This window comes from Nocardioides sp. AE5, assembly GCF_031844485.1.
Lineage (GTDB): Bacteria > Actinomycetota > Actinomycetes > Propionibacteriales > Nocardioidaceae > Nocardioides.
Map to the genome: position 1 here is coordinate 20472 of NZ_JAUZVI010000007.1, position 25383 is coordinate 45854.

General features: G+C 70.0%; 26 protein-coding genes and 1 tRNA gene. 12 read left to right on the top strand and 15 right to left on the bottom strand.

The genetic code is table 11. The features are described from left to right. Window positions 1-90: 90 nt before the first annotated feature. The 4 genes from Q9R27_RS11380 to Q9R27_RS11395 form a co-directional block, all read right to left on the bottom strand. Window positions 91-1092, bottom strand: a complete 1002-nt coding sequence (locus tag Q9R27_RS11380) for an inorganic phosphate transporter (RefSeq protein ID WP_311252497.1) — start codon at window positions 1090-1092, stop codon at window positions 91-93. Between the two features lie 3 nt (window positions 1093-1095). Next, the gene (locus Q9R27_RS11385; protein WP_311252498.1) at window positions 1096-1713 is read right to left on the bottom strand and encodes a DUF47 family protein; all 618 of its coding nucleotides are present in this window, start codon (window positions 1711-1713) and stop codon (window positions 1096-1098) included. A gap of 129 nt (window positions 1714-1842) precedes the next feature. After that, on the bottom strand, window positions 1843-2019 hold the full coding sequence (locus Q9R27_RS11390; protein WP_311252499.1) for a hypothetical protein: 177 nt from the start codon (window positions 2017-2019) through the stop codon (window positions 1843-1845). Between the two features lie 225 nt (window positions 2020-2244). Continuing rightward, entirely contained in the window at window positions 2245-2448 is a 204-nt protein-coding gene (locus tag Q9R27_RS11395) for a cold-shock protein (protein WP_045548871.1), read from the bottom strand. A gap of 541 nt (window positions 2449-2989) precedes the next feature. Here Q9R27_RS11395 and Q9R27_RS11400 point away from each other — a divergent pair. Next, window positions 2990-3062: transfer RNA gene (locus Q9R27_RS11400), tRNA-Lys, on the top strand. Window positions 3063-3155: 93 nt separating this feature from the next. Beyond that, window positions 3156-7271: a hypothetical protein gene (locus Q9R27_RS11405; protein WP_311252500.1), complete on the top strand. Its 4116-nt coding sequence runs from the start codon at window positions 3156-3158 to the stop codon at window positions 7269-7271. A gap of 6 nt (window positions 7272-7277) precedes the next feature. Here the strand turns inward: Q9R27_RS11405 and Q9R27_RS11410 are convergent, their stop codons facing one another. Beyond that, window positions 7278-7784: a GNAT family N-acetyltransferase gene (locus tag Q9R27_RS11410; RefSeq protein ID WP_311252501.1), complete on the bottom strand. Its 507-nt coding sequence runs from the start codon at window positions 7782-7784 to the stop codon at window positions 7278-7280. An 82-nt stretch (window positions 7785-7866) separates the two neighbouring features. Between Q9R27_RS11410 and Q9R27_RS11415 the strand changes: the two genes are divergently transcribed. Further along, complete coding sequence (locus Q9R27_RS11415) at window positions 7867-8523, top strand: PaaI family thioesterase (protein WP_311252502.1); 657 nt, start codon at window positions 7867-7869, stop codon at window positions 8521-8523. Window positions 8524-8640: 117 nt separating this feature from the next. Here the strand turns inward: Q9R27_RS11415 and Q9R27_RS11420 are convergent, their stop codons facing one another. Together Q9R27_RS11420 and Q9R27_RS11425 are read right to left on the bottom strand one after the other, a co-directional pair. After that, window positions 8641-10107, bottom strand: coding sequence for a hypothetical protein (locus Q9R27_RS11420; RefSeq protein ID WP_311252503.1), 1467 nt, complete (start codon window positions 10105-10107; stop codon window positions 8641-8643). Beyond that, complete coding sequence (locus Q9R27_RS11425; protein WP_311252504.1) at window positions 10104-11204, bottom strand: hypothetical protein; 1101 nt, start codon at window positions 11202-11204, stop codon at window positions 10104-10106. Before Q9R27_RS11425 ends, Q9R27_RS11420 begins: the two co-directional genes overlap by 4 nt. Before the next feature lie 70 nt (window positions 11205-11274). On the opposite strand from Q9R27_RS11425, the gene Q9R27_RS11430 reads away from it, so the two are divergent. Then, window positions 11275-12342 (top strand): alpha/beta hydrolase, encoded by a 1068-nt coding sequence (locus Q9R27_RS11430; RefSeq protein WP_311252505.1) that lies wholly within the window; start codon window positions 11275-11277, stop codon window positions 12340-12342. Continuing rightward, entirely contained in the window at window positions 12342-13217 is an 876-nt protein-coding gene (gene mshD, locus Q9R27_RS11435) for a mycothiol synthase (protein WP_311252506.1), read from the top strand. The genes Q9R27_RS11430 and mshD overlap by 1 nt, the downstream gene beginning before the upstream one ends. 99 nt (window positions 13218-13316) lie before the next feature. On the opposite strand, the gene Q9R27_RS11440 is transcribed toward mshD, so the two are convergent. Next, window positions 13317-14042 (bottom strand): response regulator transcription factor, encoded by a 726-nt coding sequence (locus Q9R27_RS11440; RefSeq protein ID WP_311252507.1) that lies wholly within the window; start codon window positions 14040-14042, stop codon window positions 13317-13319. A 43-nt stretch (window positions 14043-14085) separates the two neighbouring features. Here Q9R27_RS11440 and Q9R27_RS11445 point away from each other — a divergent pair, with 43 nt between their 5' ends. Further along, window positions 14086-14379: a MoaD/ThiS family protein gene (locus Q9R27_RS11445; protein ID WP_311252508.1), complete on the top strand. Its 294-nt coding sequence runs from the start codon at window positions 14086-14088 to the stop codon at window positions 14377-14379. Window positions 14380-14448: 69 nt separating this feature from the next. On the opposite strand, the gene Q9R27_RS11450 is transcribed toward Q9R27_RS11445, so the two are convergent. Next, window positions 14449-14874 carry a thioredoxin family protein gene (locus tag Q9R27_RS11450; protein WP_311252509.1) on the bottom strand — a complete coding sequence of 142 codons (426 nt, stop codon included), beginning with the start codon at window positions 14872-14874 and terminating at the stop codon, window positions 14449-14451. Window positions 14875-14981: 107 nt separating this feature from the next. Here Q9R27_RS11450 and Q9R27_RS11455 point away from each other — a divergent pair, with 107 nt between their 5' ends. After that, on the top strand, window positions 14982-15800 hold the full coding sequence (locus Q9R27_RS11455; RefSeq protein WP_311252510.1) for a hypothetical protein: 819 nt from the start codon (window positions 14982-14984) through the stop codon (window positions 15798-15800). A gap of 12 nt (window positions 15801-15812) precedes the next feature. Then, a complete protein-coding gene (locus Q9R27_RS11460; protein ID WP_311252511.1) occupies window positions 15813-16907 on the top strand; it encodes a glycosyltransferase in 1095 nt (364 codons plus the stop codon). A gap of 10 nt (window positions 16908-16917) precedes the next feature. On the opposite strand, the gene Q9R27_RS11465 is transcribed toward Q9R27_RS11460, so the two are convergent. After that, on the bottom strand, window positions 16918-17571 hold the full coding sequence (locus Q9R27_RS11465; RefSeq protein ID WP_311252512.1) for a methyltransferase domain-containing protein: 654 nt from the start codon (window positions 17569-17571) through the stop codon (window positions 16918-16920). 70 nt (window positions 17572-17641) lie between these two features. On the opposite strand from Q9R27_RS11465, the gene Q9R27_RS11470 reads away from it, so the two are divergent. Both Q9R27_RS11470 and Q9R27_RS11475 read left to right on the top strand, forming a co-directional pair. Continuing rightward, complete coding sequence (locus Q9R27_RS11470; RefSeq protein WP_311252513.1) at window positions 17642-18343, top strand: FkbM family methyltransferase; 702 nt, start codon at window positions 17642-17644, stop codon at window positions 18341-18343. 21 nt (window positions 18344-18364) lie between these two features. After that, the gene (locus Q9R27_RS11475) at window positions 18365-18967 is read left to right on the top strand and encodes a hypothetical protein (RefSeq protein ID WP_311252514.1); all 603 of its coding nucleotides are present in this window, start codon (window positions 18365-18367) and stop codon (window positions 18965-18967) included. A gap of 142 nt (window positions 18968-19109) precedes the next feature. On the opposite strand, the gene Q9R27_RS11480 is transcribed toward Q9R27_RS11475, so the two are convergent. Both Q9R27_RS11480 and Q9R27_RS11485 read right to left on the bottom strand, forming a co-directional pair. Next, window positions 19110-20534, bottom strand: coding sequence for an MFS transporter (locus Q9R27_RS11480; RefSeq protein ID WP_311252515.1), 1425 nt, complete (start codon window positions 20532-20534; stop codon window positions 19110-19112). Between the two features lie 42 nt (window positions 20535-20576). Next, window positions 20577-21524 (bottom strand): hypothetical protein, encoded by a 948-nt coding sequence (locus Q9R27_RS11485; RefSeq protein WP_311252516.1) that lies wholly within the window; start codon window positions 21522-21524, stop codon window positions 20577-20579. 60 nt (window positions 21525-21584) lie between these two features. On the opposite strand from Q9R27_RS11485, the gene Q9R27_RS11490 reads away from it, so the two are divergent. Next, window positions 21585-22901, top strand: coding sequence for a lipopolysaccharide biosynthesis protein (locus Q9R27_RS11490; RefSeq protein ID WP_311252517.1), 1317 nt, complete (start codon window positions 21585-21587; stop codon window positions 22899-22901). Here Q9R27_RS11490 and Q9R27_RS11495 read toward each other — a convergent pair. The 3 genes from Q9R27_RS11495 to Q9R27_RS11505 form a co-directional block, all read right to left on the bottom strand. Further along, complete coding sequence (locus Q9R27_RS11495; RefSeq protein WP_311252518.1) at window positions 22843-23718, bottom strand: hypothetical protein; 876 nt, start codon at window positions 23716-23718, stop codon at window positions 22843-22845. The genes Q9R27_RS11490 and Q9R27_RS11495 overlap by 59 nt on opposite strands. 208 nt (window positions 23719-23926) lie before the next feature. After that, window positions 23927-24208: a hypothetical protein gene (locus Q9R27_RS11500; protein WP_311252519.1), complete on the bottom strand. Its 282-nt coding sequence runs from the start codon at window positions 24206-24208 to the stop codon at window positions 23927-23929. 10 nt (window positions 24209-24218) lie between these two features. After that, window positions 24219-24908, bottom strand: coding sequence for a CatB-related O-acetyltransferase (locus Q9R27_RS11505; RefSeq protein ID WP_311252520.1), 690 nt, complete (start codon window positions 24906-24908; stop codon window positions 24219-24221). Between the two features lie 213 nt (window positions 24909-25121). On the opposite strand from Q9R27_RS11505, the gene Q9R27_RS11510 reads away from it, so the two are divergent. Further along, a complete protein-coding gene (locus Q9R27_RS11510) occupies window positions 25122-25379 on the top strand; it encodes an acyl carrier protein (RefSeq protein WP_311252521.1) in 258 nt (85 codons plus the stop codon). Window positions 25380-25383: the final 4 nt, after the last annotated feature.

A 25383-nucleotide genomic window follows, 5' to 3' on the forward strand; every position in this document is an offset into this window, starting at 1 on the left:
TTGCCCATGTAACGCGGGGTTATCGTCGCTCAAGTAGTGCTGTGCGCCCCGTTTCGGTCAACAGCACCGCACAAGTGCGACGGTTTCGCCTCAGAGCACCTCGAGCAGGAAGTGGCACACGTAGTAGCTCGCCGCAGCCATCGCGCCGGCTGCGGGGAAGGTGAGCACCCAGGCCCCGAGGATGGACTTGGCGACGCCCCAGCGGACCGCGGACAGGCGCTTGGTTGCGCCGACACCCATCACCGCCGAGGTGATCGTGTGGGTGGTCGAGATCGGGGCCTCATAGACGTACGCCGTGGTGTAGAGGACCCCGGCCGCGACCGACTCCGCCGCGAAGCCACGGGGAGGGTCGAGGTGGATGATCCGTCGGCCCAGGGTGCGCATGATCCGCCAGCCACCCGACCAGGTGCCGAGTGAGATCGCGGCGGCCGCGGCGAAGATCACCCAGAAGGGCAGGGGGTCCCCACCCGCGACGTACCCACCAGCGAGCAGCGCCAGGAAGATGACACCCATCGTCTTCTGGGCGTCCTGGAGCCCGTGGCCCAGGGCCATCGCCGCGGCGGAGACGGTCTGCGCGAAGCGGAAGCCGCGCTGCGCCTTCGACGGGTTCGCCTTGCGGAAGATCCACATGATCGCCACCATCACCACGAAGCCGGCGCCGAAGGCGAAGAACGGCGAGACCACCATCGGGATGACGACCTTGTCGACGATGGTGCCCCAGTGCACGGTGACACCGGCGGCCATGGCGGCGCCGGCGAGGCCGCCGATCAGGGCGTGCGAGGAGGACGACGGAAGTCCGAAGTACCAGGTGATCATGTTCCAGGCGATGGCGCCGAGCAGGCCGCCCATCACGATGACCAGGCCATGGGATCCGTCAGGTGGTGTGATCACCTCACTGACGGTCTGGGCAACCTTCTGCCCGAGGAAGGCGCCGACGAAGTTCATCACAGCTGCCATGGCCAGGGCCACGCGCGGCGTCAGCGCGCGCGTCGAGACCGACGTCGCGATGGCGTTGGCTGCATCGTGGAACCCGTTGGTGTAGTCGAAGACCAGGGCCACGACGACCACCAGGGTGATGATCGCGAGTTCCACGCGTCAGGACTCCTTGACCGCGATCTGCTCGACGATGTTGGCCACCGTCTCGAAGGCGTCGATGGCACCTTCGAGTGCCTCGACGATGTCCTTGAGCTTGATCACTTCGAGTGCATCGAGCTTGCCGTCGAACATGCTGGCCAGGATCCGGCGGTGGCTCTTGTCGCCGGTGTTCTCCAGGCGGTTGACCTCGATCCAGTATTCGTCGAGGCCCTTCATCGCCTGCAGTCGCGGCATCGCGGCAGCGGTCAGGTCGGCGCACCGCTGCAGCACCTCGACCTGGCTGGACGCTTCGGCCGGCAAGGACTCCACGTCGTACAGGAGGATCAGGTCGACTGCTTCTTCCATATCGTCCATCACGTCGTCCAGCGCGGATGCCAGTGCGTAGATGTCCTCGCGGTCGAAGGGGGTGACGAAGGTGCTGTTCACCCGCCGCACGATGGCGTGGGTGGTCTCGTCGGCGGCGTGCTCGGCGGCGCGCATCTGCTCGGCGATCGCCTTGCGGTCCCCTTCTCCTCCCAACATCTCTGCGAGGAGTGCGGCGCCCTTGACAAGGTGCTGTGCGGATTCGGCGAAGAGGTCGTAGAACGACGCGTCAACCGGTCGGAAACGAAAAGCCACGGAAAACTCCTGATGAGGAGGACCTGAACGCAAACACTGTAGGGGTTGGATCCGCGTGTCGCCCAAATCGGTTCACTGCTCGACCGCGTGGGGCGTGAGCGCCGCCACTGCGTGGGGGCGCCGTGGCGCTCAGGAGTCGGCGCCAGGGCGCTTGTCGCGGTGGGGCTTCACCCCGAGGAGTTCGTCGATCTGCGCCTGGGAGAGGGGCGTCTCGGAGGCACTCGCCGCGATGATCAAGCTGGTGGTCAGCTCGACCTCGTCCAGCAAGTCGGCGTCCTCGAGCGAGACGTCGAACTGATCGCCCACCTCGTGTCACTCCTGACAGCTCGGAGCCTCCCCTGACGCCCGCGCGGGCATGGCTCCCGGGTCCATGGTGCCCCGTGAACGGTGGAAAGAAACCCGGAACGGGGACAAAAGGCCCGGTTGGTGCCCGGAAATGGCCCAGAGGCTCCATCCCGACCGGGATGGAGCCTCTGGTCAAAGTCGGGTCAGCAGACCCTTCTTCGTGTCTCGATCAGTCCAAGGACTGGATCAGAGGGGGCGAACGTTCTCCGCCTGGGGACCCTTCGGGCCCTGGGTGACGTCGAACTCGACCTTCTGGTTCTCGTCCAGCGACTTGTAGCCGTTGGTCTGGATTGCCGAGTAGTGCACGAAGACGTCGTCGCCGCCGTCCTCCTGCGCGATGAAGCCGAAGCCCTTCTCAGCGTTGAACCACTTAACAGTGCCCTGAGCCATTGCTCAATACTCCTTAGTCGGGGCGAGGTGCCGTCACTTCAACGGCCCCACATCAGCTGCGGTGACACGTCGCTCCGACTCGTGGAGGGCCCACGAAGAAGAAACGCCGTTGGATCACAAACTCCGCGGGCGTCAGCCTTGCTGGAACTTGCACCTAATGCAGGCACGAGCCTACCAACCACCGGGGGAAATGGAACCTTCGTCGGACATCAATCTGTGGAAAACGGCGAACTCTTCATTGCGGGTGGGTGAACACGTGTACGCCGTGCGGGTTCCGGGGCCACGACGGCGACCCCGAGTACGCCGAGCCGGCACGTGTTGACGCGTCGGGGCGGGGTGGGTGCGTGGGTCCGGTACGCCTACACCTGCAGCCGCCCAGGCAGCCTGAACCGACGCCTTCGTGCGTGCTTCGATACGCTGCACGCACCACTGGTGGCCCAGGCACAACCGGGCAGGTGGCGGGTCTGATCGAGCAGGTGCGCGGACGGCCCGGGAGGGCTCACCGCCGTTCCGGAACGCCACGCACGTCCTCAGCCAGCCCGGGCCCTTAGCTCAATTGGCAGAGCACCGGACTTTTAATCCGTTGGTTGTGGGTTCGAGTCCCACAGGGCCTACTCATCGCCGTTCGTGGCCGGTTGCGACAACTTGTTGACCAAATGTGAGCAACTAGGCCCATAACGTGCCCGGAAGTAGATAGTTTTGGGGGCATGGGCACAACTCCGGAGGACTCGGGTGATCCGGGCCTGCCACTGATCGACCAGTGGCTGGCCAAGCGGGTCGTTCCCGGAGCGACCCCTGAGACCGATGCGGAGGCCCCGCACGGCGAGCCAGAGGTGGGCGAGGAGGAACTCGACCCGCTGACCGCTCCGCTCCCGCAACTGCTCCGCCACGAGGAGACGCGGCGTACGGGCGAGATCCCGGTGATCAAGGAATCCCTGGCCGAGACGGTGGCACCAGTGGTGGCTGAACCCGTTCCAGCCCCGCCAGCGCCCGAACCGATCGTGCCCCGCGGAGCCATGCCGGCACGCGGGAGCGGCCAACTGAGCGACGAGGAGCGGCGCGACAGGTTGGCGGCCATGTTGCAGAAGCGCCTGGCGCCCAAGGAGGAGGCCGAGGCCCCCGCCGTCGAGGCAGCCCCGCCGCCGGTGCCGCGCCGCTCGCACCGTGCCGCGACGCGGCCCCCGGCGCCCCTCACGCCGGCAGCGAGCAGCGAGTGGCAGCGTGCGCTCTTCAATCCTGCTGATCTGGTGGAGCCGACGTCCCCGGCTGCTGACGAGGTGGTTGCTGGCGCCGAGCCCGTCGAGGAATCGGTGCTCGAACCGGTCGAGCAGCCGGTGATTGAGCCGGTTGCGGAGGTCGCGGCGCCCGAGGACGAGGCCCCCGAGCACCCGGGGCCGGACGAAGCTGCGCCTGCGGAGGTCGTTGCCGAGGAGCCGGCTGACGATGATCTGGTCGCCGAAGAACCAGCTTCCGAAGAACCAGTCGCTGAGTCGTCGGCCGTCGAAGAGGCGCGTGCTTCCGATCCGTTGTCGGACCCGTTCTTCGAGGCAGTCTCCGACGAAGCGGACGCAGAATCCGCCCCCGCCGAATCCGCCCCCGCCGAATCCGACGAGATTACGGAATCGCTGGACACGCCGGCCGTCGAGAGCGCCCCGGACCCGTTGTCCGACCCGTTGCCAGAACCCTTGGCCGCACGTGTGCTTGACCCTCTGTCGGACCCGTACTTCGAGACCGATCTCGACGGGGATGCGCTTGAGGACGAGCCCGCCGTCGAGGAGCCCGCCGCCACGGCGCTTGAGGACGAGGCTCCTGGTGACGTGGCAGCCGATGAGGAGGCGAGTGTCGCCGTCGAGGCGGATGCCGAGGCCGACGAATCGATTGCCCAGCAGCCGGACGCCGGGGCTTCGGACACTGAGGTCTCGGACGCGGATGACGAGGACTACTACGAGGACGACGAGCCGGTCCAGGCTGGGATCGAGGTCGCTCTCGACGAGGTGGTCCCTGCAGCCGAGGCTGAGTACGACGAGGATTACGGCGACGAGGACTACGACGAAGGGTCCGAGGGTGAGGACGAGGTCCACCCGGATGAGGTGATCGAGTCGGATTTGGTGGCTGCCCCGGAACAGGCAGTCACGCCCGAGCCTGAGCCTGAGCCCGAAGTCCAGGTGGTTGCGGAGTCGACGATCGAGGAGACCGCGCCGGCAACGGACGACGTGGACCTGGACGAGATCGGGCCAGCCGCTGTCGTGGAGCCCGCCGCCGAGGAGCCTGCCGCGCACGACGAGGAGTTCGTAGCGGAGGTGGCCGCGGAACCTGGCGTGTTCGACGAGCCGGTCGCCGCGGAACCCGAGGTGTTCGACGAACCCCAGACGGTGCCGACGCCGGTTCAGGTGGACGAGCCGGAAGTTGCGGAGGCCCAGGCAGATGAGGGCGAGGACGCTGCTGATGCGCCGGCCCCGGACGCAGGACGGGACATTGCTGCGCTGGACCCGACACAGTTGGCCAGCCCCGATCGAGGCGGTTATGAGCCCACGGCACCGATGGACGTCTTCGCCGCGCTGCGCGCCGACGAGGAGACCACGGGCGAGATCGATCACCGCGAGGTGCTGGAGGAACTGGCCCGTCAACGGCGGGACGCAGAGCGAGCCGAGGAGCAGCCTGAGCCCATCACTGGGGGTCGTCGCTCGGTCGAGCCTGCCGCACCGCAACTCTCCGACGCCGCCATCATGGAGCCGGCACTCGCCGCTGTCATGCGTGAGATGGAGGACGAGGAACCGAAGAAGCGCGGTCGGTTCTTCGGGCGGCGCAACAAGAAGTCCACCGGTGATGCGATTCGTCGTGCTGCCACTCCGCCTGGCCAGCGGCGCAAGGAGATCCAGGACCCCGACGACGACATTCCCGGTTGGCTGAGCGAACTGGCCACGGAGCGTCCGGGCGAGGCGTTCTCGGCGCTGCCGGACGAGCCGGTGGAGGAGCCCGTCGAGTCGGCGCCCGGGCCGGAAGCGGAACCCCTCGTTGAGCCCGTTGCCGAGGATGTCGTCGAGCCCGCGCCCGAGCTGGTGGTCGAGGACGTCGCCGAGCCTGAGCCGGTCGCCGAGCCCGTGGTTGAGCCCGAGCCTGAGCCGGTGGTCGAACCGGAGCCGGAGCCCGTGCCCGTCGTCGAATCTGTGGTTGAGGATGTTGTCGAGCCCGAGCCCGAACCGGCCGTCGAGTCCGAGCCGTGGGCGGCCGTTGAACCGGAGCCCGAGTTTGTTGTCGAGCCCGCCCCGGAACCGGTAACTGACGAGGCCCTCGAGCCGGATTCGGAGCCGGTGGTTGAGGTTGAGGATGTCGTTGAACCTGAGCCGGTGGTCGAGGACGTCGTCGAGCCCGAGCCTGAGCCCGTCGTTGAACCGGAGTCCGAGTCCACGCCCGAACCGGTCGTCGAGTCCGAGCCGGTAACTGACGAGGCCTTCGAGCCGGAGCCGGTGATCGAGGACGTGGTCGAGCCCGAACCAGAGCTTGAGCCAGAGTCCGAACCGGTGGTCGAGGAAGCTCCTGAGCCGGTGGTCGAGGACGTCGTCGAGCCGGAGCCGGCGCCCGAACCCGAGCCAGAAGCTCCCAAGTTCATGACGCTGGAACAGATCCTTGCTGCGGCCACTGCCCGCACCGGCGACACCACCCTCTCCAAGCCGGTCATCGAACCGCAGCCCGAAGCGGTTACTGAGCCTGAGCCCGTGCCGGTTGTTGAGGACGCCGTCGAACCTGCGGCCGAGCCGCAGCCGCAGCCTGAGCCGGAACCGGGAACCGCGGCCGAGGAACCCACCCTGGACCCGTACGCCGCGTTCAGGCCGCAGACACTCAGCGAGCCCGTGCCAGCGCCCGAACCCGTGCCAGCGCCCGAACCAGACCCGGTGCCTGCGCCGGAAGAGCCTGTGCCGGTCGACGTACCCGAGCCGGTCGCGGAACCCGCACCCGTCGAGGAGATCGAGCCCGCCCCTGTCGCCGCGGCCGCGCTACCGGCGGAGGAGTTCGACGAGGACTACGACGAGGACTACGAGTCCGACCTGGACGAGGACTACGACGAAGACGCCGGTGACTACGAGGACGACGTAGAGGACGAGGAGGCCCCGGCTCCAGCGCCGGCAGTCCCCGCCGCGGACGTCGACCGTCGCAAGGCCGCCGCAGCCGAGGTCTTCGCCGCCGTCACCGAGACGGACGCCCCGACCGCCGACGAGGCACCTGAGGCAGAGGCACCGCGCGAGCCCGCTGCCGAGAAGAAGCCGGCCAAGCCCCTGCCGAAGGTCAAGGAGCCGAAGAAGCCCAATGAGCCCAAGCCCGCGCCGGTCAAGGCGGAACGGCCGAAGAAGGAACCTGCCACCAAGGCAGGATCGGGGCCCCTGCCGGAGAAGATCGAACTGACTCCGCAGCGCGGCACCCAGCGCCTGCTCGGCACGCTGCTGCTCTTCGGCTTCATGGCAACCTGCCTGCTCGGCTGGATCGCCTGGGACACGAGGACCACCCAGCACATCGCCTACGCCGCCACGGCCGGCGTACTGACCCTGATCCTGTGGGGCGCCCACTCGACCGCCGAGCCCGCCAAGATCGTGGTGGAGCGCGGACTGCTCGACATCCGCTCGAACGACAGCCACCACCGCTTCGACCTGGCCAGCCCCTACACGAAGCTGGAGGTCCTCGGCACCCCCGGGCGACGCGGCTGGAAGGTCCACATCCTGCGCAAGTCGATGCCGCCGTACGTCATCGACGACTCGATGGTGGACCCGCACGAGTTAACCCGGATCCTGGACCACTACGAGGAAGCCCGCAGTCGGCCCACCCACTGACCGGGGTCAGATCCAGAAGCGCAACTTCCCCTGGCGCTCGTCCTCCAGCACGCCACCGTTCTTCTCGATGGTGCGCCGCGAGCCGGCATTCTCCACGTCGCAGGTGACCAGCACCCGCTCGATGCAGAGCCCACGCGCCTCGGCCACGCCCAGGGCCAGTGCCCGCGAGGCATGCCCCTCGCGCCGCCGGGAGGGGCGCACCGAATAGCCGATGTGGCCGCCCTGCTCGAGCAGGAACTCGTTCAACTCGTGCCGGATCGCGAGGAAGCCGATGAAGTCGTCGCCGGCGGTGATCCAGCGGAACGTGCAGTGCACCAGCCCGGGCGGCATCACCGTCGCCGGCTCCTCCTGGGCCAGGCGGTCCGCAACCATCGCCTCGAAGTCCTCGCGCGACGGCGCCACCGGCGGCGTACCGAAGTAGCCCGCTCCGTCCAGGCCGACCCCGCCGAATTCGTCGTACGCCGCACGCCAGCGGTCGTACCAGGCAACGTCGGGCCGGATCAGCTCGGTCATCGCGCCAGTCAACCAGCCAGGTGACGAGGGTGACAACGCGATGACGTAGGAGTTGGTGACTACACAGGACTAGGGTTGCGCCATGTCTGACTACCGCATCGAGCCCGTCACCGATGAGCAGCTCGCCCGCGAGCAGGAAGTCCAGGGCGGGCTCGCCGAGAGCACTCGGCGCTTGGTCGATGCGGTGCTGCGCAGCACGGTTGCCGAGGAGGAGCTGATCGCGGCCCGGGCCGAGATCGACGCCCTAACCGAGCGGCTCACCGTCTCGCAGATCCCGAGCAGCTATGGCGTCTCGATCGACCCGGAGCGCAAGTCGGCCCGCAACTACGGCAACGCCGTGGTCGGCCTGCGCAACGCGGTCGCGCCGCCGCTGAAGGTCATCTGGCCCGAATCGGGCCGGGCCCGTTCCGAGTTCCACCTCGGTGCGGCGTACGAAGGTCCGCCCGGACTCGTCCACGGCGGCGTCAGCGCCCTCATCCTGGACCAGATCTCCGGCGAGGCAGCCGCGTCGGGCGGGCACGCAGGGATGACCGGCACGCTCACCCTGCGCTATGAGCGCGGTACGCCGCTGGGTGACCTGTACGCCGAGGCGTGGGTCGACCGCCTCGACGGCATCAAGACCATCGTCAAGGGCGAGATCGGCGACGCCGATGGCCCGACCGTCCGCTGCGAGGGCATCTTCATCATGCCGCGCTGGGCCCGTGAGGGCGGCGACGGACGCCCCTCGATCTTCGAATAGGTCGCCGCGAGGAGCTGGAACGCTGCACGTGCACCGAAACGGCCCTGGAAACCGGCGTACGGGGGCCGCAACGGTGCATGTGCACCCGAACAGCCGGCGCCCCGAGCGCGCCCACCCTCAGAAGCGCCGGCTCCCGCTCGACCGCGACGAGGACCGACTGCTCCGCCCACCACCGGAGGACCGGCTCCGCGAGGACGAGGACGAGGACGAGGACGAGCGGCCACTCGACGAGCCCCCGCTCCACCGGCTGGTCGAGGAGTTTGACTCCCACACGAAGTGCACGCCGCGCGAGGGCTCCTTGGTCGGTCCGCTGAACGAGAGCGCCCGCACCCGCTGCGCGGTCGGGGCCGGGTGGCGACGCCGCTGCCAATAGCCGTCCAGGTAGGGCTTGGAGGCGATGTCCATGTCCCAGTAGAAGACCGGCTTGCCGTCCTTGACGAAGGTGCGCACCTGCGGCTGCCGCTTCGCCTCGACCTCGGCCAGGCACGCGTCGCAGGCCTCGACGGTGCGGGTGACGCCACCCTTCGGCTTGTACGACGTGGTGCCCGTGCTCGGTCCGTGGCGTGGGTCGAAGAAGCACGGCGCCGTACGTCGCGGCTGCTCCTTGCCGGCCCGCAACGCCTCGATCACCGCCAGCCAGTAGCGGGCATCCGCGAGCCGGGTGGTGACCTCACTGGCCTGCTTCGCGGTCTCCATCGTGTCCAGCTTCTGGCGCGCGGACTCGACCAGGTCGAGCACCTTCCGGGTGGCACTGACCAGCTGGTTGCCCGCCTTGCCGGGGACGAGTTCGTCGGCCCCGGTCACCGGCGGCAGCGCGGCGACCCGGGCGGAGAGCTCGACGACCTCCTCGTTGAGGGGGGCGTGCAGCACGGCCATGGTCTCCTCGTTTGCCCGCTTCTCGGCGACCTTGCGCCGCCAGAAGCGCCACAGCCAGACGGCGGCGCCGATGACGGCCACGATCCCGGTCAGCCAGGCCAGGTACCACCAGAACGGGCGGTCGATGTCGTCCCCGGAGTCGATGAACGTGGCGATCATCCGCTCATAGCCGGGGGCGCAGCAGTCCACTGCCTCGTTGACCGCACCCTCCACGTCGTACGTCGGTCCGTCCTCGGCGAACTGGACGGCCGAGAACTCCCGGTCCCGATCGTCATGGACCAGCACCAGATAGATGCCGTCCGCGCCGACCCGGTCATAGAGCTGACCGACCAGTTCCTCACCCATCCAGGCCATCCGGCGTCCCTCGTCGTCGAGGATCTTCGCCTTGTCGATCACCGCGATCCGCATCGGGCCATCCGCGGCCCGCGCGGCAGCGTCCAGTTGCTCGACCTCGGCCTGGCTGAGCTTGCGGTCCTCGATGACGACCGGATCCACCCAGACGCCGGGCCGGGCCACCTCCTCGGCAACCGAGGAGAGATAGGCGCGAGCCTGGCCTTTCGGTGCCGTGGACGGTGCCGGATCGTACGACGGGTAGGGGTCGTTGTCGGTGGTGCCCGGCCCGATCCCGCCCGTCTGGATCAGGACGTAGAACCCGATGAAGGCCACCCACACCAGTCCCTTGACCAGGGGTGCCAGATTGATCCTCATCCTTCTCCTCCGTCGAGTCGTGCTCCTCCGCTGAGTCGTTCCAGACAGGCCCGGCACACCGGCACCGGGCGCTCCACGCCACCAGCCGGCGCCCACGACCAGTCGGTCACCGAGATGCCATGGCCCGGGTCCAGGAAGCAGGGCGCTCGCCGGGCCGGTGGCGGCGTACCGTCGATCCGGGCCCGCGCGCACTCGATCTGCCAGCGCGCATGGTCGGTGATTTCGGCCAGTTCGCGCAGTTCGTCGTCGGTGGTGAGGCCGTCCACCCGGCGCGACGCCTCGGCGTACCCGTCGAGCGCGGCCTGGACATGGGCAGCCACGGCGGGATCGGTGGTCGGCAGGTCCTCGCGGTCGAGTTGCTCGCCCAGGCGGGTGACGTCCTCCCGGGCCAGCGCGAGCCGCTCGACGACGGTGTCGTGCTCGTCGGGCTGTACGTCGAAGCTCGGCCGGTATTCGGCCGGCCCGGACCAGCGTTCCCGGCCGTGGGCGCGGCGGCGACGCCTGAGCAACGCCGGCTTCACGAAGATGGCGCCCACCCCGATCGCGGCGACCAGCAGGCCGATCCTGATGTACGGCCACGGGGAGCGCCCGTCGGGTGAGTCGGGGGCGCCGAGGTCGTCGAGTACGCCGTTGAGTGTCTCCGCGAGCTGGCCCAGGGTGTGCTGGGCGACCTGGTCGGCCATGATCGGGCCGACCGGATCGTCGGTGCCGATCGCCGCGCCATAGGTGCCGACGCCGCCGAAGGCGACGATGTAGATCCCGTCCGGGCCGTGCACGTCGGCCAGCGCCTCGATGAACCCGATCGCCTTCTGCGGGTCAGTGGCGCCCGGCAGGTCGTCGAACGCGGACGCCGGCAGCACCGCAATGAAGACGTCGTTGCGCCAGCCGTCGATCCGGTCACTGATCTGGTTGGCGTCGTCCGGGTCCAGGGCACCCGAGCGGCTGCTGAGGTAGACCGGGTCCTGCGCCCACGCGTCGGAGATCTCGGCCAGGAGGGCGGGGTCCGGCTCGCTCGTTGCTGTGCTGGCTGCTGCTGTGCCGGGCAGGGCCAGGGCGCCGAGGATGAACGCGGCGAGGGCGAGGGCGGCACGGATCACGGGACCTGTCTACCCCGAACCGGGCCGGCTGACACCCCGGCCTGCCGGGGGCGCGGGTAGGTTCTGGACCATGGCATCGACAGTCATCGCATCGACCCTCCGGGCAGCACTGGCCGCCCAGGTCGCCGTGAAGCGGACCGTGCTCACCACCGTGCTGGGCCTGCCCGACGCGGTGAAGCGAGGCATCGCCGGCAAGCCGGTGGTCCGCGACGGCCTCACCCTCGACCTGGAGACGCAGCTGATCCTGCGGCTGCAGCAACTCACCCGCGAGACGCCGGCCGAGTCCGTGCCGATCGAGCAGGGGCGGGAGATCCTGGCCGTGCAGAGTTCCCTGGTCGGGGGCAGTCAGCCGATCGCACTGACCGCCGACGGCCAGGTGGGCGGCGTACCGACCCGCACCTATGTGCCGCGGCGGCTGCTCGCCAGCGACGCCCGACCGACCCTGGTCTTCTTCCACGGCGGCGGATTCATCTACGGCGGCGGGCACACCACCCACGACGCGGTCTGCCGCTTCCTGGCCGAGCAGGCGGGCGTACAGGTGATCTCGGTCGACTACCGGCTGGCGCCCGAGCACCCGTTCCCCGCGGCGTACGACGATTGCCTGGCCGCCTTCCGTGCCGTCGCCGCCGACCCCGTCCTGGTCAAGGCCGACCCCGGGCGGATCGCGGTCGGTGGGGACTCGGCCGGGGGCAACCTGGCCGCCGTGGTCGCGCTCGCCGCCGCCCAGGAGGGCTTGCCGCTGGCGTTCCAGTTGCTCATCTATCCGTGCACCGACTTCGCGGTGAAGTCGGCGAGCCGCCGGGAGCTCAGCCAGGGCTTCTTCCTCACCGACGAGTTCATGGACCTGGCCGAGGAGTCCTACCTGGCCGGCGCGGACGTCCGCGACCTCCGGCTCTCCCCGATCTATGCCGCCGTCCCCGACGGGCTGGCCCCGGCCCACGTGGTGACCGCCGGTTTCGACCCGCTGCGCGACGAGGGGGAGGCGTATGCGAAGAAGCTGCGCGACAAGGGAGTGCAGGTCACCCACGTGCGCGAGGAAGGGATGATCCACGGCTTCCTCAACATGGTCGGCGTGGGGAACTCCGGCCCCCGCGCGGTCGGCGACATCGCCGACCAGTTGGCTGCGGGGCTCTCCTGATGGCCGCCGAACCGGTCGCCCCGGTGGAGGTCGACGCCTGGTCCGACGAGGTGGCCGAGGCCCTGGCCCGGATCCGCGCCGCCTGCCGGGATGTCGACGGGCAGGACCCGCTCGACGAGGCCGCCGACCTGGGCCTGCGCCACCACGGCCTGGCCGGGGCGCGCCTCTGGTTGGCCGGCTCGTCAGGGTTCGCGCTGTTGCGCGGTGACGGGGTGGACCTGGCGGTGGCGCCGTCCGCCCGGGGCACCGGGGTCGGTGCCGCCCTGGCCGAGGCTGCAGCCGACGCCGGTGCCCGCGAGGCCTGGTCGCACGGGGACCATCCGGGGGCCGCGGTGCTCGCTGCGCGGCACGGGTTCGCCCGGGCACGGGAGTTGTGGGTGATGCGCCGGCCGGTCGCGCGCGCCCTCCCTGAGGTGCAGCGCCGCGGAGGGCACGACGTACGGGAGTTCCGCCCCGGTGACGAGGCCGAACTGCTCCGGATCAACGCGGCCGCCTTCGCCGACCACCCCGAGCAAGGCGCGATGGATGCCGCGAACCTGGCCGAGCGGATGGGTGAGCCGTGGTTCTCGCCGGCCGGGCTGCTGGTCGCCGTCGAGCCGGGACCGGACGGGGTGATGCTCGGCTTCCACTGGACCAAGGTGCACTCGGCCGGCGTCGGCGAGGTGTACGTCGTCGGCATCGACCCGACCGCCCAAGGCCGCGGACTCGGCAAGGAACTCACCCTGGCCGGTCTGCACCACCTCGCCTCGGTGCTGGACGACGACGGCGAGGTGATCCTCTACGTCGAGGCTGACAACCTGCCCGCCCGCGCGGTCTACGAGGGCCTGGGCTTCACCCACGCCGACGCCGACACCCACGTGCAATACCGCCGGTAGTCCCACGAACGCTCACCCATTGCGTCGCGAACGCTCACTCGTTGATGTCCGAAAGCTCAATCGTTGCGGTCACGAAATCAACGAGTGAGCTTTCGACCATCAACCATTGAGCGTTCGTGTGTCCTCGGGGGCGTCGGTGGTTTCGCGGGGAGGGGGCATGAAGCGGTAGCCCACGTTGCGGACGGTGCCGATCAGGGTCTCGTGCTCGGGGCCGAGCTTGGCGCGCAGGCGGCGTACGTGGACATCGACGGTGCGGGTGCCGCCGAAGTAGTCATAGCCCCACACCTCCTGGAGCAACTGCTGGCGAGAGAAGACCCGCCCGGGGTGCTGGGCCAGGAACTTCAGCAGTTCGAACTCCTTGAAGGTCAGGTCGAGGGGGCGCCCGGAGAGCTTCGCGGTGTACGTCGCATCGTCGACGACCACGTCCCCGCTGCGGATCACGTGGGACTCGGGGTCGTCGGCCTCACGTTGCGCGGCCAGGCGTCCGATCGCCAGCCGGATCCGGGCGTCGAGTTCGGCCGGGCCGCAGGTGTTGAGCACGACGTCGTCCATGCCCCAGTCCACCGCCACCACCGCCAGTCCGCCCTCGGTGACGATGAGGACGACCGGGACGTCGGTGCCGGTGGTGCGGATCAGGCGGCACAGGTCGCGGGCCTGGGCGAGTTCGTTGCGCCCGTCGATGAGCAGCAGGTCCGCTTCGGGGGCCTCGAGCAGCGCGCTGCCCTCGGCAGGGAGCACCTTGACCTGGTGGCTCAACAGGGCCAGCCCGGGGATCACCTCGGCCGAGGGTTGCAGGGCGCTGGTCAGCAGGAGGAGGGTGCTCACGGCGTCTCCTTCCCGCTCGGACGTTGATGGCAGGATATCGCTTGTGAGCCCAGTCGATGCGCACCAGCCGGAACCCGGACCGCAGGTCGTGGTCCGTTACTGGGCCTCGGCGCGGGCCGTGACCGGCGTCAACGAGGACTATTTCGACGTCGATGACGTGATCACCCTGAGCCAGGTGCGGGAGCAGATCCTGGCCCGTCACCCCGACGCCGAGCGGGTGATCGGGGCCTGCTCGGTGCTGCTCGACGACGAGCCGGTGGGCCGGTTCGATCCCGACCAGGTGCGGATCCGGCCCGGGCAGTCAGTGGAGTTCCTGCCGCCGTTCGCCGGCGGCTGATCCCTCCGCGAGCCACTGCGATGTCGGTTGCTGTCACCACGTGACGGTGAACGACACGTCAACGCGTCGTCAGGACTGGGCCAGCGCGGCGATGACCTGGTCTTTGCTGGGTGCGCCGGCGGCCCGGGTGACCTCGTGGCCGGCCGCATCGAGGACCAGCGTGGTCGGGGTCCGCATCACCTTGAGCTGGCGGACCAGGTCCAGGTGCAGTTCGGCATCGACCTCGACGTGGACGACGCCCGGCACGATGGCCGCGACCTCGCCGAGGGTACGGCGCGTGGCCCGGCACGGCGCGCAGAAGGCGCTGGAGAACTGGAGCAGGGTGGCCCGCTCGCCGAGTTGGTCCTGCCAGGGCGTCCCGGCCAGCAGCGACGGCGGCGCGTCAGCAGGCGGCGTACGCCCGGCACGGAACCGGCCGTCGGTGCTCAGCCGCCAGCCGCCGAGGGCGAGCACCAGCACCACGACGACGAGGAGGATGATCAGGCCGGGGGTCACACGGGGTCAACGACGCAGGCGCCCGCGGGATTCCCGTAGCCTCCGACGCGCTGCGGAGTTGTCCCCGGTGACAGGTGACGCAACCGGGTGACAGGTGGATCGAGGGCATGGGAGCCAGGGACCAACTCCAGCAGGTACGCCGCCTCGTGCCGGCCTCGCGGCTGCCGGGCATGGTGGCCGACAAGGTCGACAAGCTCTGGGCCGACCCTGCCTATCGCGAGCTGAACGAGGCGCCGATGCGGTTCCTGCTGGCGCGCACCGACCGGGCCGGTGAGGTCCCCGAGCTGGCCCGCAAGTACGCCGAGCACGCGATGATGCGCCGCTGGATGCGGTGGAAGCCGCACCTGATCACCCGCCAGGAGATCCGCGGGACCGAGCACATCGACCGCAGTCGTCCGGTGATCCTCAACTTCATGCACCACCACCAGTTCGACGGGCTCTTCGGCTCACTGAAGCGGGTCGGCGTCGAATGCCACGTCCTGGTGCTGGACGCGGCGATGCAGCCGGACGCACCGATCGACATCCGCCAGCACGTGAACGTGGTCCGCCGTGGTGGCCCCCTGGTCTCCACGGCCGGCGGCAGCCAGGCGGTCATCGATGCGATGGCCCCCGGGGTGGTGATGGCGATGGCCTCCGATGTGCCCGGCCAGACCGAGGTCGAGTTCCTCGGCCAGCGGGTCCGGGGCTCCTTCGGGGCTGCCAGGATCGCGGCGCTGACCGACAGCCAGGTCGTGGTGGCCACTGCGGAGCGCGGGGGGGATGCCCCCTATGTGCAACTCCACGCGCCGCTGGAGCCGGGCGACTTCGCCGACCCGAAGGACCTGCTGGACGCGATGCTGCGCCTCCACGAGCCGGCCATCCTGGCCTGGCCCGAGGCGCTCGAGGACCCGGGCAGCCGCTTCGGGAAGCTGGACGAGGTGGTGTGATTGGCTACCGGCGTGAGCGCAACCCTGATCGTTGAACCCGACCCGAGCGGGCACCGCTTCCAGGCTGTGGCGAACGTGGCGCGGGTGGCGCGGCGTACCGGCGAGGCGATCCTGCTGACCTCGACCAAGGGGCGGGAGGACGACGCGTTCGACGGGTTCCTGGCCGACGTCGAACTGGACGTCGTGGTGGTCTTCGACGAGGTCTATCCCGCGACCCGCGAGATGGCCCGCCAGATCGCGGCCGTGTGCCGCGAGCGCGACGTGGCGACGGTGATCGTGATGGACGCTGACCAGTCTCTGAAGAAGTGGTGGTACGTCGCCCGCCCGGCGTTCAAGGGTCTGGCCCGCAAGCCGCGGGTGATCTTCATGCTCACCCGCTATCCGGCCAAGCTCGGCCTGCGCGACACGTTCGGCTGGAAGTTGCGGATCTCCAAGGGTGGCCTGGCGCTGCTCTCCCGCGCCAACGGCACGGTGCACCGCTTCGCCGGCTTCGCGGGCCGCGACGACATGAGCCCGGGGTGGATCGTCAAGCGCGCCCGCGACCCTGCGATCAGCCTGGCCCACTCCCGGGACCGCGCCGAACTGCGCGCGAAGCACGGGCTGGATCCGGACCTGCCCCTGATCGGCATCTTCGGCGTCGTCGGTGAGCGGAAGAACGCCCCGATGATCCTGGACGCGATGGAGCACGCCGGGGTGGAGGGGCGCCTGGTCCTGGCCGGCAAGGTGACGCCCGAGGTCCAGGAGTGGCTGGACGGCCTGGATGAGGAGCGCCGCGGACGGATCGTGGTGCGCCCCGGATTCCTGACCGACCAGGTGATGGACGAGATGGTCGCCGCGGTGGACGTGGTGCCGCTGGCGCTGACCAACAACGGGCCCAGTGGGATCATGGGCAAGGCGCTGGCTGCCGGCGTACCCGTGGTGACCGCGGGTTCCGAGGTCCGTGCCCGCGAGGTGCGTGCCACCGGGGGCGGGATCGCGGTGGCGCTCACCGTTCCCGACCTGGGCGCAGGCATCCGGCAGGTGCTCGACGGCGACGGCATGCGCCCGGGCAGCGTGCCACCGGCGACCGCGGACGCGTTCGCGGAGACCCTGCTCGGCCTGCGCTGAAGCGCCGGGATCAGGCAGTCGCCTCGATCGCCATCTGCGCCCGCTCCGACCCGGAGCGCTGGTCGAGCCCGGCCAGTGCGGCGTGGTCGCTCTCGCCGAGCTCGCAGCGGGTGACCTGGGAGAACCCGGCGCGCTCCAGTTCCGCGCCCAGCGTCTCGGGGTCGTAGACATACCCGGAGTGGTGGCCGAACTCGCCGATCGGGATCCGGACCAGGTCCAGTGGGTGCTCGACGGTCAGCCCCATCGACGCGTAGTGCTTGCCGGCCGGGCTGGCCAGCGGGTCTGCCCCGGAGAGGTAGAGCTCGATGTGATGGCGGATGTCGGGGGTGACCAGCCGGATCACGCCGCCGGGGCGCAGGCACCGCTTCGCCTCGGCGAGCATGGCGCGACCGGCCGCGAGCGGGATGTGCTCGATCACGTTGTCGGCGTACACGAACTCGACCGAGTCGTCCTCGAGCGGCCAGGTGACGGTGGCGTCGAGGTAGTTGCGGGCCAGGGCGCTGACGTTGGTCACCACCCACCCGGGCCGCTTCGCGGTGCCGCCGATCTCGAGCTTGATCGGACGGGCGGCATCGGCCAGCGTGCGGGTGATCCGCCGCTTGGCGACGGGATGGTTGACGACGCGTACGCCGGTGCGGGCCATCGCCCTCAGTCGTGGATTCACGCTCGGAAGGCTACGGCAGGGATGTGGCGCCGGCCACCATCCGGGACGTGTTGCCCCTATGCTCTGGGGCGTGTCCCGGTTCGATCGCCCCGCCCGCTTGGCCGCCGAGTTGCTCGCCCGCCGTGGTTTCGAGGTGCGCCGTCATCCGGCCGCGCGCCGGCAGAATCTCTTCGCCCGCCACGGCGTGGACCTGGTGCTGGACGTGGGCGCCGCGAACGGGGGCTATGGGCGGCAACTGCGCGAGTTCGGCTACACCGGCCGGATCGAGTCGTTCGAGCCGTTGCGTACGGCGTACCTCGACCTGGTCGCCGGCACCGACGCCGGCTGGCGCGCCCACCACCATGCGCTCGGTGCCGAGGCCGGGGAGGCCGAGATCAACGTGGCCTCCAACTCCAACTCCAGCTCACTGCTGCCGATGCTGGACGCGCACCGCGAGGCGGCACCCGAGGTGGACTACGTGGGCACCGAGACGATCACCGTGAAGCGGCTCGACGACCTCGACGTGTTGGGCACCGCACGGGCGCCGTTCCTCAAGATCGACACTCAGGGCTTCGAGAAGGCGGTGATCGAGGGCGGCCCGGCCGTGATCGAGAAGTGCGTGGGGATCCAGCTGGAGATCTCCTTCGTGCCGCTCTACGAAGGCGGGATGCTGGCCGACGAGGCGATCGCTTGGGGCTATGCGAACGGCTTCCGGATCGCCGTCATCGAGCAGGGGTACGCCGCGCCCACCGGTGAAGTGCTGCAGATGGACGCGGTCTTCTTCCGCGCCTGAGTTGTAGGGAAGGATCGACCCATGTCCACACTCACCTCCTCGGCGGGCCTGAGCTTCACCCAACTGGTCTTCTCCGACCTCGAGCGTTATCGCCCGGACCGCCCGGCGAACTGGCCGCGGGTGCTGATCCAGTGCATCGGCCATCCCGGCATGGTCGCCTCGATCATCCTGCGCGCCCAGCAGAAGGCGCACCAGGCCGGGCGCACCCGGCTCGCGTTCGTGCTCCGCTCGGTGGGGATGTATCTGCTCAGCGCCGACTTCGTGCCCGGCATGGACGTCGGTCCCGGCCTGCTGATGCCGCACCCCAACGGGATCGTGATCGGCAACGGGCTGCGGGTCGGTGCCAACGTCACCTTCGGCGGCGGGATCACGGCCGGGGTGAAGCAGCCTGACGCGCCGCCCGAGGATGGCTTCCCCGAGATCTGTGACGGGGCGATCGTGCTGGCCAATGCGGTGCTGGCCGGCCCGGTGCGGATCGGCAATTATGCCCAGGTCGGCGCGAACACGGTGGTCCTCTCCGATGTCGCCGACAACGCGGTGGTCTTCGGCGTACCCGCGAAGAAGGTGGCCACCCGCAAGGCGATCATCCCGGGCTCGTACGAGGAGATCGCCCCCGCCCCCTGAACCCTACGTTCTTCGGTGATTTCCCAGCTGTAACGCGGGGTTACGGTCGCTGGAGTAGGGCTGCGACGCGCCGATTCGTCAACAGCACCGCACAAGTGGCCGGCGTACGCCGGCCTGCCGGACGTACGCCGTGCAGCACCGCTCACAGGTCGGTCAGGGCAGCATCCGCCTCGGCCTGGGGGCCACGGTGCCGCGGCAGCGCGAAAGTGAGCGCCAGCGCACCAGCAGAGGCGGCGATGGTGATCCAGATGGCTACGTCGAACCCGGTCGAGGAGGGGAACGCGTGGCCGCCGACGGTGATCGTCATCGAGGCCAGCACGGCCGCTACCGCTGCCGAGGAGATCGAACTGCCGATCGAGCGCATCAACGCGTTGAGCCCGTTCGCGGCACCTGTCTCCGAGACCGGGACCGCGCCCATGATCAGGGCCGGCATCGCGGCATAGCCGAACCCGACACCGGCACTGATCAGCGACGAGCCGAGCACGATCTGCCAACTCTCCTCGCGCAGCAACAGGAAGACCAGATAACCACCCAGGATCGTCGCGCACCCCAGCGCCAGTGACGTCCGCGGTCCGCGCAGCGCCGAGATCCGGGCCGAGACCGGTGAGGCGAGCAGCATGGCCAGCCCGCCTGGCGCCATCATCAGGCCGGCTGTGAGCATGTCGTGGCCGAGCCCATAGCCGGTCGAGCGTGGCGCCATCATGATCTGCATCGGGATCAACGAGACGGCGAACATCGCGAACGCCATCAGCACCGAGACGCCGTTGGTGACCAGCACCTGGCGCCGGGCGCTGACCCGCAGGTCGACCATCGGGGCGGGGATGCGCAGTTCCCACCTGCTCCAGCCGGCGAAGATGACCGCCGAGGCAGCGACCAGGCCGAGCGTGGTCGGACTGGTCCATCCCCAGGTGTCGCCCTTGGTGATCGCGACGAGCAGGGCGACCAGGCCGGCGGCCAGGCCAAGCGCACCGGGTACGTCGATCGGGCTCGGCGTACGCACGGGGGATTCGGGGACCAGGCGCCAGACCGCGAAGAGTCCGACCGCGCCGACCGCGGTGGCGACCCAGAAGAGCGTGTGCCAGTCGAAGCGGTCCGCGATGAACGCGGCCAGCGGCAGCCCCAGTGCCCCGCCGAACCCCATCGACGCACTGACCAGGGCGATCGCCCCGCCGACCCGCTCGTGGGGCAGTTCGTCGCGCAGGATGCTGATGCCCAGCGGGATCGCCATCATCGCGGCGCCCTGCAGCGCACGCCCCACCAGCATCGGCGCGAGGCCCTCGCCGAGCGCGCAGGTGGCCGAGCCGAGCGTCAAGGCGGCCAGCGCGACCAGCAGCACCCGGCGCTTGCCGAACATGTCCCCGAACCGCCCGCCGATCGGCGTCATCACCGAGCCGACCAGCAGCGTGATGGTCAGCGCCCACGACGCGTCGGCGGCGTCGGCGCGCAGGATCGTGGGCAACACCGGGACCAGCGGCACGATCATGGTCTGGGTCAGGGACGCCGCGATCCCGCACAGGGCGATGACGAGGGTGATGGCGCGCGCCTGCGCCGGCTGCGGGGAGGGCACGGTCGAGCAGCGTAGGCGATGCTTGCCGTGGTCAACGAATTGTCAGCGGAAGCCCTTCAACCGCGGATCCAGGCGGGCCTTGGCCCGGAGCACGCGCTCCGCCGTACGCCGCGCCACACCGCCGCGGCGCGGAGCAGCGGGCATCGCGCTGTAGCGGCGCACCGAGTCGGCCAGCCCCTCGGCCAGCACCGCCGCGGGGTCGGCGTCGGGCAGCACCCGCTGCGCGATCGCGGTCCACACCCGGCGGTCGATCCGGGTCCGTTGCTCGAGCAGTTCCCGGGTCTCGGGCGTCATCTCGCTGGTCAGGTCGGTGGCGACCACCGGCGGATAACTGGCCCGGTCGTTGAGCCGGATCCCCTCCAGTTCGACGCCGAGCGAGGCGCCGAGTTCGGCCATGAACTGGCGGTTCTCCACCACGTTGACGTGGTGGAAGGAGTCCAGCCGTGCCATCGCGGCATCGAAGAGCGCATCATCCTCGGCCGGATCGATGAACGAGGTCGGCGATAGGCGCTCCTCGGGCCAGACCAAGAACCGGGTGATGGTGTTGTCGATGTTCGGCGCGATCATCGCGTGCTGGAGGTATTCGGCAAGCGGTCGCCGCGCGATCCGGGTCGGGTACGCCGGACCCCAGTTGCGCAGGTCGATCTCGGTCATCGAACGCGAGTGGACCCACTGTGAGATCACCCGGCAGGCCGGGTTGCGCAGGATCGTCACGTGGGCGACGCCCGGATAGCGGACCTGGGTGGTGCCCGGTGAGATGTGCCCGGTGACCAGTTCCGCGTCGGGGAGGTCGGCGGGGCGGCGTACGAACTTGGCCTGCAGGGCGGGCGCGGCGTCCTCGAGCTTGTCGTAACCGCCGACCAGGGAGAAGTCGAGGAAATAGACGTCACTGGCCGGCTGGAGCGCCTCGAGCAGGGCGGTCCGCACGGAGGTGCCGGCGCACTTGGGGATGTGGTTGAAGACGAGGGGGAGCACAGGGGAGGTCGCCACGCCCCGCTCAACGTGCCGCTGCGCGGGGAGGTTACGGAGCCGAGGCCCTAGGGTGGCCGCGTGGGCGCAGAGTCGGCAGTGAAGGTGGCGGGCAAGGAACCCGGCGACAAGCTGGTCCTGCTGCTCATCGCTGGATCGGGGATGCTCGCCCAGTTCCTCTCCCTGGTGGCCGGCATCATCGTCGCCCGGATGGTCGGCGTGGAGGGCCGCGGCCAGGTGGTGATGGTCGGCGTCCTGGCCCAGATGGCCTCGCAGTTGACGCTGGGCGGCAGCCTGCCCAATGCGATCAGCAAGGAACTGGCCACCCACGGACTGCGCGCCCGCGACGGGCTGCGTGGCCTGGTCGGTCGCTGGGTGCTGTGGGGATGCCTGGCCGCGACGGCCGCCGGGATCGCGATGTTGCTCAACGAGGGCCCCGGGATCACCCCGGAGGTCGTCGCGCTGGCGATCGGCACCGGCCTGATGGCGCTGAACGGGATGACCGCCCGGATCCTCGTCTCCTCGATGCTCGGCGAGGGGGCGGACGGCCTGGCGATCGCGCTGACCGGGCTGCTGCCGCAACTCGCTGCCGCGCTCGTGCTCGGCGGCGCGCTGGCGCTCGGCGTCGACTGGGGACCGGTCGAGATCGTGGCGGTGATGCTCTTCGCGCAGAGCCTGGTGCTGGCCTTCCGGTTCCGTGCCCTGGCGCCCTCGCGCGGCCGGGACGTACAACCGCTGGACCGCTCCGAACTGGCCCGGCTCGCCCGGCGTACCCACATCGGCAGTGTCGGCCCCCTGGACGGGCTCTCCCTGGACCGGGCGCTGGTCGGCGCGCTGGTCGGCAGTGTCGGGCTGGGCCTCTATTCGGCGGCCGTGGCACTGGGCAGCCTGGCCACCATGCTCGGCGGCATCGTGGCGATGGTCGCGCTGCCCCGGATCGCCGCCGCCCAGGCCGCCGGCGGCACCGAGGAACGTTCGGTGGTACGCCGCTGGCTGGTGCTGGCCGCGATCCTGATGGTCGGCTCCGCGGCGGTCTTCATGGCGGCCAACCCGTTCGCGATCCCGATCCTCTTCGGCGAGGAGTTCCGCGGCGCCATCGCCTGCGGCTACTGGTGCGTCGCGGCCAGCGCCTTCCTCGCCTTCCGGAGGGTGCTGATCGCGGTGCTGCAAGGGCGCGGCCGTGGCGGGTTCGCGTCGTGGGCCGAACTGGCGCTGACCCCGTTCGTGGTGCTGGCCGCGCTGCTCGGCAATCTCTTCGACGACGTGGAGTACGTCGGGATGGGCATGCTCGGCGTCGGGATCGCCTCGTGCGTGATCCTGGGTGTCGCGGTACGCCGACTCACCCCGGCGCCGGCGCTAGCGCGCGCCGCAGCACCAACAGGCGACGCAACAGGGTGACGTCATCGGTCACCCACGGCAGCCGGGTGGCCACCGCATGCACTGCGCCGGGCCGGTTCCAGGCCGCGGCGCGGAGGTGGCTGATCCGTGCCCGCAGCCGGGACCGGGTGGTCGCGACCCGGCGCGACAGCGCGGCGATCGCCTCGGCCGGGATGAGTGGATCCAGGTGGCTGGGCCCGGTGAGCGCACCCTCGACGGCAGCGGGATCGGAGAGCAGCAGGTGGCGCCAGTCGGGTGAATAGCCACCCTGGCTGGCGAAGGGCACGGTGAACGCCTCCGGCGCCGCCTCGCGGATCGCGGCGCGATAGAGCGCCTTGCCGCGGCGCTGCTCGGGGGAGAGGCGGGCAACCAGGTCGAGCACCTGCGAGTCCAGGAACGGGTTGACCACCTCGCGCTGGGCGCCGGCGAACCGCTCGCGCCACGGCATGATCCCGTTGCGGAGCCGCTCGCAGAAGTAGAGTTCATCCTTGACGTCGTGCAGGTCGTCACCACCGCGACCGGTCAGCACCGGCGCCACGGCCGTCTCGACCAGGGAGTCCAGCGCCCCGGCCAGGCCGCGGGTCGCCTCGCGACCGAGCACCGGGCGCAGGCCGGCCAGGGCACGGCCCCCGTGCAGATAGATCGATTCGCCGAGGTCACGCGGGCTGGTCAGCGGGACGTCGTTCCAGCCGAAGCACTCGTCGCCGACGACCACCGGCACGTCCTCGGGCAGGCCGCGGGTCCACACCCGCACCTCGTCGCAGAAGTTGGTGACCCCCTGGCCCAGTTCGGCGTTGTCGGCCAGGAGCCGGGCCAGGTCGGGATCGACCGATTCCACGACCGTGTGGGACCAGCCGGCCTCGGCAGCGATCCGGGCCGCCAGTGCTGCATCGCTGCCGGGTCGGGGGTGCCATGGGCATAGGAGAACGTCTCCACGTCGGTCCGTCCCAGGCGGTGGCTCAGGATGCCGGCGATACCACGCGCGTCGTACCCGGCGCTCAGCGAGAGCAGGGCGGGCTCCGGCACGTGCCGGTCCACCGCGGCGATCAGTGCTCGGCGTACGCCGTCACGTCGGGCGGGCGCGGCTCGGCACGGACCGACGGCCGCGTCGGGTCGCGGCGGTCCAGGTAGTGGCGCTGGGTTCCGGTCCGGTCGGTGACCCACTGCTCGGCCGGGCCGCGGACGAGGTGGAGCAGGAAGGAACCCTCCAGGTCGGCCCACGTCCCCGAGATGGCCGAAGCGACCACGGCGGCATCGCCCCCGACCACCCGGCCGAGCACGCGCACCGGACCGGTCGGGGTGGGCACCTCGCGCCAGGTGCGACTCACGCGCGTCGGCTTACCGGCTGGATGAGCAGAACGCGCACGGGGCCGGGTCGGCCAGGTCCGGGTCGTGCGCGGCAACGAACCCGGCGACGTCGGACGAGTGGATCACCGACTTGTGCGCGGCGACCTTCTCCACGGACCAGTCCCACCACTTGATCCGCAGCAGTGCCTCGCGGGTCGGCTCGTCGAATCGGTAGCGGATGTGCTTGGCCGGGTTGCCGCCGACGATCGAATACGGCTCGACATCCTTGACCACCACGGCGCGGGTGGCGACGATCGCGCCGTCGCCGATGGTGACCCCCGAGGTGATGATCGATTCATAGGCGGTGAAGACGTCGTTGCCGATGACGATCGGGCCGTTGCTGTGGATCGCGCCGGGGGTGTCCACCCATTCGCCGTCCTCGACGTGGGCGTGCACGGTGCTGACCCAGTCCGCGTGGTGCACGCCGCCGGGGATCATCAGCGTCGAGTAGTGGAACCCGCAGTACTTGCCGATCCGGATCGTCTCCCCGTCGTTGGGCACCGTCTTGAGCACCCGCATCGTCGGATAGCTGGGGTATTCCCAGGTGATGTCCGCGCCGGCGGCCGAGTCGTAGTAGGTCATCTGGTGCCCGTCGACCCATTGGCGCACCCGGGCCTTGAGCTTCTCGGTCAGCCGCGCTTTCAGGCCGCGGGGCTGCGGATATTTCATCTCGGCTCTCACGCCGCCGACCCTAGTGCGTCGTACGCCGTTTGGACCACCGCTGTGCGGGTGTGGCTGTCGGCGCGGGCGGGCCGACGACGGGCGGCACGTCGTAACCCGAGCGTTGCTGTTTCGTTGCAGCAGACGAGTGTCCAGCCGGTCACGAGCACGTAGTCTCGGCGTACTGGTCCGTCACGCTGTCCACCTACGCTCATCCCCCCAAGGAGCAACCCGATGGCCATCGCTGCTGCCGACGTCGAGAAGGTCGTCCGCGAGTTCGTCGCCCGCGCCAAGGAGGACGCGCCCGCCTTCGACAATGACACCCCGCTCTATGCCGACGGCGTCGGGCTGGACTCCCTGGAGACCGCGGAGCTCTCCGCCGTCCTCGAGGACGAGTTCGACACCGACCCGTTCTCCGCCGACGAGATGCCGCAGACACTCGGCGAGATCCTCGCCTTCTATGCGGGCGAGACCGCCGCGGCCGGGGCCTGAACGC

Excerpts from the sequence above, each read along its gene's own strand:
- Q9R27_RS11430 (WP_311252505.1), top strand. The coding sequence starts at position 11,275 with ATGGCATCGACAGTCATCGCATCGACCCTCCGGGCAGCACTGGCCGCC.
- Q9R27_RS11405 (WP_311252500.1), top strand. The coding sequence starts at position 3,156 with ATGGGCACAACTCCGGAGGACTCGGGTGATCCGGGCCTGCCACTGATC.
- Q9R27_RS11475 (WP_311252514.1), top strand. The coding sequence starts at position 18,365 with ATGTCCACACTCACCTCCTCGGCGGGCCTGAGCTTCACCCAACTGGTC.
- Q9R27_RS11415 (WP_311252502.1), top strand. The coding sequence starts at position 7,867 with ATGTCTGACTACCGCATCGAGCCCGTCACCGATGAGCAGCTCGCCCGC.
- Q9R27_RS11455 (WP_311252510.1), top strand. The coding sequence starts at position 14,982 with ATGGGAGCCAGGGACCAACTCCAGCAGGTACGCCGCCTCGTGCCGGCC.
- Q9R27_RS11510 (WP_311252521.1), top strand. The coding sequence starts at position 25,122 with ATGGCCATCGCTGCTGCCGACGTCGAGAAGGTCGTCCGCGAGTTCGTC.
- mshD (WP_311252506.1), top strand. The coding sequence starts at position 12,342 with ATGGCCGCCGAACCGGTCGCCCCGGTGGAGGTCGACGCCTGGTCCGAC.
- Q9R27_RS11410 (WP_311252501.1), bottom strand. The coding sequence starts at position 7,784 with ATGACCGAGCTGATCCGGCCCGACGTTGCCTGGTACGACCGCTGGCGT.
- Q9R27_RS11420 (WP_311252503.1), bottom strand. The coding sequence starts at position 10,107 with ATGAGGATCAATCTGGCACCCCTGGTCAAGGGACTGGTGTGGGTGGCC.
- Q9R27_RS11395 (WP_045548871.1), bottom strand. The coding sequence starts at position 2,448 with ATGGCTCAGGGCACTGTTAAGTGGTTCAACGCTGAGAAGGGCTTCGGC.